The sequence below is a fragment of the Gammaproteobacteria bacterium genome, assembly GCA_036381015.1.
Lineage (GTDB): Bacteria > Pseudomonadota > Gammaproteobacteria > Steroidobacterales > Rariloculaceae > ZC4RG20.
Window position 1 is genome coordinate 1 of the sequence record DASVDR010000031.1, and the last position, 8,018, is coordinate 8,018.

The following is an 8,018-nucleotide window of genomic DNA, read 5'->3' on the forward strand; positions in this document are numbered from 1 at the left end:
GTGATTCCGGCGCCGGGCGGAGGCGCACTTGCCGCTCGTTCCTCCTGCCGTGACCGGGCGCACACAACCGCGCCAGGGCCCTGGGTAATATCGAGCGCATAACGGCCGGCCGCGCGAACCGCCCGGTGCGTCGCCCACACACAGCCGAGGTACGCGGCGGACGAATCACGGAGGGCGCGCTCATCCATCGCTGGATCCTGATCGTCGCCTGCGCCGTCTTCGCGCTCGCGTTCTGGAAGCGCAACGACGTGCCCGCCGGGCTCGCCGTCGACGCGGCGCTGGCCGCCGACCCCGCGCAGACACCCACATGGCGGCCGCCGTTCACGACGCGCTGGGACGGCATAGAGTACACGGTGGAGCCGCAATTCGAGTACGACCTGTATGGTGTAATCGTCTCGTACCGGCAGCACGGCGAAGCCAGCCGCATGCACCGGCTGGCGAAGGATCACCTCAACATGGCCGACGTGTGCGTCGTCTGGGGTGGCGACGCGACCAGCGAGTACCTGGCCGAGCTGGACTTCTGGAACGGCGTCTTCACCTGCAACGTGCACACCTCCAGCCGGGAGGCGTGGGAAAGCTTCGACATGACGGAGATGTCGAACAACCACCTCATCTCCGACGATCCGGCCATCCGCGAGCGCGTTGCCGACTTGGGCGTAGGCGACCAGGTGCACATCAAGGGCGTGCTCGCGAGCTACGGCGCGCACGAAGGCGGCCGGCGCGGCACCAGCACGACTCGCGAGGACACGGGCGACGGCGCTTGCGAAGTGATCTTCGTGGACACGTTCGAGGTCATCCGGCCGTCACCGAGTTCATGGCGCCTCACCATGTACCTCTCGCTCGCGGTCATTGCGGCCGCGCTGCTTTGGTATTTCCGCCAGCCCTACCGCCCCTATGCCCCGGAGATCGAGCGCAGCTGATCCCGTCACGGCGAAGGTGATCCGTCGGGCAAGCGCCGCCTCTGGGCCACTTCAACCATGGTCTCCAGCCTCACGAGCCGCTTGTCCATATCGATCGTGCGCTCCGACAGTTTCTCCGTAGTCGTGTTCAAGCGCTTCACTTCATCCGTCAGCTTCAGCACGTCGAGCAAGATGTCTTTCCAACCGGCCATCAGTTGCCACCCGAGCTCAGATCCCGTAACGAGCGGGAAACGACTCGCTGCGCCCGGCGTGTCGATTTGATCGCTTCTTTGAGACGTTCGGACACGAGCTCCATCAGATCGGAAGACTCCATCGCCTCCGCATCGTTGACGTCGAACGAGTTGATCGCCTGCCGAACGATTTCGGATGCCGAGGTGCCCCGCTTGGCCGCGAGTTGCTCGAGCCTGCGGACGGTCGACGGCGGGACGAGAAACTGCTTTCTCACCATCTTTTCCGAAGTTGCCATGGTTACTCCTGCCGCAAGACAGTCAGTTTACTGCATACACATGCACATACACAACCCGCTGAGTGAGGGAGCATACGCCAGCGAAGCGCTCACGGCGCGTCCTGGCCGTAGATGAGGACCTCACGGTCCGTCACGCCGTCGAGCCCGTTCTCCGAGCGCAGGAAGCGCGAGCCGAGCCGCTCCGCCACCGCGATGCTGCGGGCGTTGCCGGGGAGGATGACGTGCACGACGCTCGGCCACTCGAGCGTGTCGAACGCGTAGGCGACCGCCGCCCGCGCGGCTTCCGTGGCGTAGCCCTTGCCCCAGTGATCCGGGGACAGCGTCCAGCCGATCTCCGGCGCGGGCCAGCCCTCCGGGTACCACGGCCCCACGCGGCCCACCCATTGGCCCGTTGCCTTCTCCTCGACCGAGAAGAATCCGTAACCGCGGATGGCCCAGTGGCCGACGATCGATGCCATGTGGCGCCAGGCGAGCGCGCGGCCCATCGGCGCCGCACCGAGGAAGCGGACGACCCGCGCGTCGGCCATGGTGCGCGCCCACGGCTCGAAATCGCGCTCCGGATCCACCCGGCGCAAGAGCAGGCGCTCCGTCTCGATCATCCGGCGAGCATACGCGATTCGCCGGACTCCTCGCCCGCCGCGAGCGGCGCCGGGTTCTCTCCCTGCCGCGACGCCATGGCCCATACTTCCTGAATCAGGGACTGCGCGCCCGGCGGGCGCGGGACGGAGCCATCGGTGTGCGACGAATCATCCTCCTGACCGGACTGCTGCTCGGCGCGCGTCTAGCGGCGGCCGCCGGCGTGGAGGTGCGCATCGAAGGCCTGGACGATCCGCTCGAGGAGAACGCCCGCGCTTTCCTGAGCCTGGTTCAGCGCACCGAGGCGGAGGAAGAAGACGAGGAGGCCCGGCCGCTCCGCGAGCCCGAGATCCGCGAGCTGCACAGGAAGGCGCCGGCCGAGATCCGCCGGGCGCTGCAGCCCTTCGGCTACTACTCGCCGCAGATCGAATCGAGACTCGAGCGCACCGCAGACGGCTGGGTGGCCACCTATGAAGTCGAGGCGGGCGAGCCCACGCGCGTCGCCAAGGTCGAGATCCGCGTCGACGGGCCGGCCGCCGAGCTGCCGGAAGTACGCAAAGAGCTCGAAAGCATCGCCATCGCGCAAGGCGACGTCCTCAGCCATCCCGCCTACGGACGTGCGAAAGACGGGCTGATGCAGACCGTGTACTCCGCCGGCTACCTCGACGCCCGCTACGCGCAGAGCGAAATCCGCGTATACCCGGAACGGCGCGAAGCCGACATCCGGCTGATCATCGACAGCGGCCCTCGTTACTACTTCGGCGACGTGCGTATCGAGCAGTCGGTCCTCGACCCGGGCTTCGTGAGCCGCTTCAACGACATCGAGCGCGGCGAGCCTTTCGATACCGAGCGCCTGATAGATCTGCAGCTCGCGTTGAGCGGCAGCGATTATTTCAGCGCCGTGGACGTGAACGTCGGGCGCGAGCAGGCCAGGGACTTCCAGGTTCCGGTCACCGTCACCGCGCGGCCCCGCGACTCGCAACGCTACTCCGTCGGGCTCGGCTACGGCACCGACACGGGGCCGCGGCTCACGCTCGGCACCGAGTTCCGCCGCATCAACCGCCGCGGCCATCAATTCAACGTGGACGCCCAGATCTCCGCCGTGCGCAATTCGTTCACCGCCCAGTACCACGTGCCGATCGAGAACGTCGCGGCGGACCGAATCACGTTCTTCTCCAGCCTGCAGCAGGTGGAGATCGGGGATTCCGACAGCGAGGTGTTCAGCGTCGGCGCCAGCCGGGAAGACGACTGGCACGGGTTGCGCCGGCGGCTCTACCTGCGCTTCGACCGCGAGCATTTCCGCTTCGGCGAGCAGCCGGCCGGTGACGCCACGCTGCTCTACCCCGGCATCAACCTGAGCTGGCAGCGATCCGACGACACCTTGTTTCCCCGGCGCGGCATCGGCGTGAGCCTGGACGTGCACGGCGCACCGGAAAGCGCCCTCGCCGAAACGAGCTTCGTGCAGGCGACGCTCGGCGTCCGCACGGTGCTGCCGCTCGGGCGCCGCGGCCGCCTGTTGCTGCGCGGCGATACCGGCGTGACCGAAGTCGAGGCCTTCGACGACCTGCCGCCGTCGCAGCGCTTCTTCACCGGCGGCGATCGCACGGTGCGCGGCTACGGTTACCAGGAGCTGTCCCCGGAGAACGAGCTCGGGGACGACGTCGGCGGCCGTTACCTGCTGGTCGGCAGCGTGGAGGTCGATTACCTGGTCTTCGGCAATTTCGGCCTCGCCGCGTTCTTCGACACGGGCAACGCCACGAACACCGCTCCCGGCGGCAGCCTGCTCAGTGGCGTCGGGCTCGGCCTGCGGTATCGCTCGCCCGTCGGCATGATCCGCGTCGACGTCGCGCACCCGCTCGACGACCCCGACACCGACTTTCGCCTGCACATCAGCCTGGGGCCCGATTTGTGAGCGCCGCTTCCGTACGACGCGTGGTCCTCCGCACAGTGACGATCGGGGCATTGGCCCTCGCCGGCCTGCTGCTGCTCGTCGCGGTCACGGCCGCATGGCTGCTCGGGACTGAATCGGGGCTGCGCTTCGCGTTCGCGCGCGCCGCGGGATACCTCCCCGAGGGCATCGAGATCGGCGCCGTGCAGGGCACCGCTTCGGGGCCGCTCGTCGTCCGCGACGTCCGCGTGAACATGCAAGGCTTCTCGCTCGCGCTGGACCGGCTGGAGCTCGAGTGGCGCCTGTCGGCGCTCTTCGGCCGTGAGCTCCGTGTCGAGCGGCTGCGCGCCGACGGCCTGCGCTACACCGCGCACGAGCAACCGCCGCCGCCACCCGAGGAAAAGCAGCCGTTCGAGCTGCCCGAGCGCATCGACCTGCCGCTGGACGTGTTCGTCGATGATGCCCGCGTGCGGGACATCGCGGTGCAAGGGACCGGGCAAGGCGAGCCGTTCGTCGTGCACGCGTTGGAGCTCGTCGCACAGTGGACGGACCACTCTCTCGAGATCGAAAACCTGGCGCTGGAGGCGCCGCTCGTCGATGCCCGGGCGCAGGCTTCCGTCTTGCCGCGCGGCAATTACCCGCTGGAGGCCAGTCTCGCGTACACCGTGCGGCCGCCGCAGCTCGCGCCGCTCACCGGCAGCACGCGCATCGACGGCAGCCTCGCGGATCTGCGCCTGCTGCAGACCTTCGCCGAGCCATACAACCTGCGCCTCCAGGCGACGGCGCAGGACGTGCTCGACGAGCTCAGGTTCGATGCCGACCTCGAAGTGACGCGCGTGCGGCTCGCGCAGGTCGCGAGCAACCTGCCGCCGGCGGTCGTGAGCACGAAGATCAATGCGACGGGCGGCCTCGACGCGATCCGCGTCGAGCTGAACGCGCAAGGCTCCGAGCCCGAAATCGGACCCATCGAAGTGGACTTCGCCGGCGAGGTTTCGCCGGAAGCGATCGCCATTGATCGCCTGACGGCGATTCTCGCGAACGGCCGCATCCAGGCGGACGGTCGCGTCGAGCTCACCGGAAGCGAGCCGCGCGTCGACGTCGCCGCCGACTGGTCCGGGCTCCAGTGGCCGCTGTCGGGCAGTCCGCAGGTCGCGAGCGAGCGCGGGCGTCTCGAGGTCACGGGAACGCTCGCGGACTACCGCGCGCGGCTCGATGCCGCGCTCGGCGTGCCGAACCAGGCCGACGGGCGGGTGGCGCTTGCCGGCACGGGCGACGACCGGCATTTCGACGTCGCGTCGCTCGACGTCGCCACGCTCGAGGGCACGCTGCACGGCACGGCCGGAATCGCCTGGGCGCCGGTGCTCGCCGGCCGCGTCGACCTCACCGGCCGCGGCCTGAACCCCGCCGGTCTCGCCGGCGCCTGGCCCGGCCGCATCGATCTCGCCATTCGCGGCGAGGGCAGCATGCCGGATACGGGTGCGACGGCGCGCCTCGATACGCTGCACGCCGAAGGCCGCCTGCGCGGCCGGCCGGTCGCCCTCGACGCGCGCGGCCGCTTCGACGACGGCGCGCTTGCGCTCGACACGTTCGAGTTGCGCTCCGGCACGACACGGGTCGCGGCCGATGGCCGGATCGGGGAGCAGCTGGCAGTCGACTGGTCGATCGCGAGCGACGACCTGGCCGCCGTGCTGCCGGAGGCAGGCGGGCAGGTAAAGGGCCGCGGCAAGGTCGGCGGCACGCTTAAGGCACCGGACATCACCGCGGAGCTCTCCGGGTCGGAGCTGCGCTACGCGGACTATCGCCTCGCGTCGCTGGAGCTCTCCGCGGACGTCGCGGCCGGCGGCACGTCGCGCTCGGAGCTCGTGCTGTCGCTCGGCCGCGCGGCGCTCGGCGGCGTGGATGTCGAAGCGCTGTCTTTGCAAGGCGCAGGCACGAGAGGGGAGCACACGCTGACCCTCGAGGCACAGACCAGCGCCGGCCGGCTGGATCTCGGCGTCGACGGCGCGCTCGCGGCCGACAATGCCTGGGCGTTCGTCGTCCGCCGTCTCGATTACGCACACCCGAAGCTCGAATCGTGGTCGCTGCAGGCGCCGGCGCGGGGTCACGTGTCGGCGGCCGGAACCGGGCTCGAGCCGCTTTGTCTCGAGGGCGGTTCCGCCCGCCTGTGTGTCGAAGGCGAGCGCAGGCGCGGGCGGCTTGCGGCCGGCTTCGAGCTCGAGGACCTGCCGCTCGCAGTCGCGAACGCGTTCCTCCCGCCGGCCGCGGCCATCGAAGGCGCGATCGGCGGCAGCGGCCGGCTGGTGATCCCAAGGCGGAACCCGCCAGGCGGTCCGACGGTCCGCCTCAACCTGCATACGACTCCGATCGAGCTCCTGACGGGGGACGACGCGGAGACGCGGCGGCCGGTGCTCGCGTTCGCCGCCGGCGACCTCGCGCTCGACGTGCAAGGTGCCGAAGGCGCGGAGCTCACGCTCGACCTGCCGCTCGAATCGGGCGGTGGACTCGTGGCGAAGGGCACGATCGCGCCGGGCGACGGTGCGCTCACCGCAAGGCCGCTCGAGGCACGCCTCCAGGCACGCCTGCCGGAGCTCGGGTTCCTGACCCGGTTCACGCCGCAGATCTCGTCGCTGCGCGGCCGCATCGAAGGCGATCTCGGCGTGTCCGGCACGCTCGCCGCGCCGGCGCTCAACGGCAGTCTCGCCCTCGAGGACGGCGCCGCGACGCTGCCCGGGCCCGCGCTCCGCCTGCGCGAGATCAACGCCGCCGTGCGCGGCCGCGGCGCCGGCGACCTCGACGTCGAGATGCGCGCCCGCTCGGGCGAAGGAATGCTGCGCGTCGAGGGCACCGCCGGCTCGGACGCGGCCGGCCCGCATGCAGACCTTCAGATTCGCGGCGAGGACTTCACCGTCTTCGACACGCCGGAGGCAACCGTGAGCGTGGCGCCGGATCTCGACGCGAAGCTCGCGAATAACCGGCTCGAGGTGACGGGGATCGTGCGCGTGCCTGAAGCGACGATCGAGCTCCAGGAAGCTCCGGAGACCGCGGTCGGCGTCTCACCCGACCAGGTGATCGTGCACGCGGACTCGGGGGAGCAAGCGGCGGAACAGGCGCTCGCGGTGGCCGCGAAAATCCAGGTGATCCTCGGCGATCCGGAAGAGGCGCAGGCGGAAGAAGGTGCGGGCGAAGCGGCCGCGGAGGCAATCGAGCCGCAGAGCGTCGAGGAGGAGCCGGTGAGCTTCATCGGCTTCGGCCTGAGCGCGGCGCTCGCCGGCGACCTGACGGTGACGCAGGCGCCGAACGAGCCCACGACGGCGACCGGCGAGATCAGCGTGACGAAGGGTTTCTACACGGCGTACGGCCAGGATCTCGAAATCCAGCGCGGCCGGGTGATATTCGCGGGCGGGCCGATCGACGAGCCGGGGCTCGACGTGCGCGCGGTGCGGCAGCCGGCCGAAGACATCCTGGTCGGCGTCGAGGTCAGGGGCAGGCTCATGGAGCCGGAATTCTCCATCTTCTCGGACCCGTCGATGAGCGAGTCGGAGCAGCTCTCGTGGCTCGTGCTCGGCCGGGGGCTGGAAGGCGGCCAGGCCTCCGAAAGCTCGGCGCTCGCGCGCGCCGCGCTCGCGCTCGGCATCAAGGGCGGCAACTTCCTCACGCAGCAGTTCGGGGACAAGCTCGGCGTGGACCAGATCGGCATCGAGACGATGTCCGGCGGAGGTAACGGCGAAGCAACGGGGGCCGACGGCAATGGAGAAGCGGAGGCGGGCAACAGCAGCGAGCAGGCGGCGCTGGTCGTCGGCAAGTACCTCTCACCGGACCTGTACGTCAGTTACGGGATCGGCCTGCTGGATCCCGTGACCACCCTGAAGCTCTCGTATGCGCTCTCGAGCAAATGGCGGCTCGTGACCGAGTCGTCGAGCGAGCAGAGCGGCGGCGACCTGTTCTACACGATCGAGCGCTGAATCCACTTCGCCCGTAACGGCTCCGGTGCATGCCGGGCTCACGGCCTCGCCGCGGCCGGCTTGTCCTTCGCGATGTTGGTCGCGAGCGCGACCATGCCGGCGAGATCGGCGAGGTTGGCGGGCACCACCAGCGTGTTGCCGGATTTCGCGAGGTTGCCGAACTCCTCGATGTACTGCTCGGCGACCCGCAGCTGCATCGCCTCGTG

At 69.7% G+C, this 8,018-nt stretch carries 7 protein-coding genes; 3 read left to right on the top strand and 4 right to left on the bottom strand.

The genetic code is table 11. The features are described from left to right. Nucleotides 1-125 precede the first annotated feature (125 nt). Complete coding sequence (locus VF329_11965; GenBank protein ID HEX7081722.1) at nt 126-920, top strand: hypothetical protein; 795 nt, start codon at nt 126-128, stop codon at nt 918-920. A 5-nt stretch (nt 921-925) separates the two neighbouring features. Here the strand turns inward: VF329_11965 and VF329_11970 are convergent, their stop codons facing one another. The 3 genes from VF329_11970 to VF329_11980 form a co-directional block, all read right to left on the bottom strand. Beyond that, complete coding sequence (locus VF329_11970; GenBank protein ID HEX7081723.1) at nt 926-1,090, bottom strand: hypothetical protein; 165 nt, start codon at nt 1,088-1,090, stop codon at nt 926-928. A gap of 20 nt (nt 1,091-1,110) precedes the next feature. After that, entirely contained in the window at nt 1,111-1,386 is a 276-nt protein-coding gene (locus VF329_11975) for a ribbon-helix-helix protein, CopG family (protein ID HEX7081724.1), read from the bottom strand. A gap of 89 nt (nt 1,387-1,475) precedes the next feature. Next, nucleotides 1,476-1,985: a GNAT family N-acetyltransferase gene (locus VF329_11980; protein HEX7081725.1), complete on the bottom strand. Its 510-nt coding sequence runs from the start codon at nt 1,983-1,985 to the stop codon at nt 1,476-1,478. A 137-nt stretch (nt 1,986-2,122) separates the two neighbouring features. Here VF329_11980 and VF329_11985 point away from each other — a divergent pair, with 137 nt between their 5' ends. Both VF329_11985 and VF329_11990 read left to right on the top strand, forming a co-directional pair. After that, nucleotides 2,123-3,874 carry an autotransporter assembly complex family protein gene (locus VF329_11985; protein HEX7081726.1) on the top strand — a complete coding sequence of 584 codons (1,752 nt, stop codon included), beginning with the start codon at nt 2,123-2,125 and terminating at the stop codon, nt 3,872-3,874. Nucleotides 3,875-3,894: 20 nt separating this feature from the next. Next, nucleotides 3,895-7,812, top strand: a complete 3,918-nt coding sequence (locus VF329_11990) for a translocation/assembly module TamB domain-containing protein (GenBank protein HEX7081727.1) — start codon at nt 3,895-3,897, stop codon at nt 7,810-7,812. 38 nt (nt 7,813-7,850) lie between these two features. On the opposite strand, the gene VF329_11995 is transcribed toward VF329_11990, so the two are convergent. Continuing rightward, nucleotides 7,851-8,009, bottom strand: a complete 159-nt coding sequence (locus VF329_11995) for a band-7 C-terminal domain-containing protein (GenBank protein ID HEX7081728.1) — start codon at nt 8,007-8,009, stop codon at nt 7,851-7,853. Between the last annotated feature and the right edge of the window lie 9 nt (nt 8,010-8,018).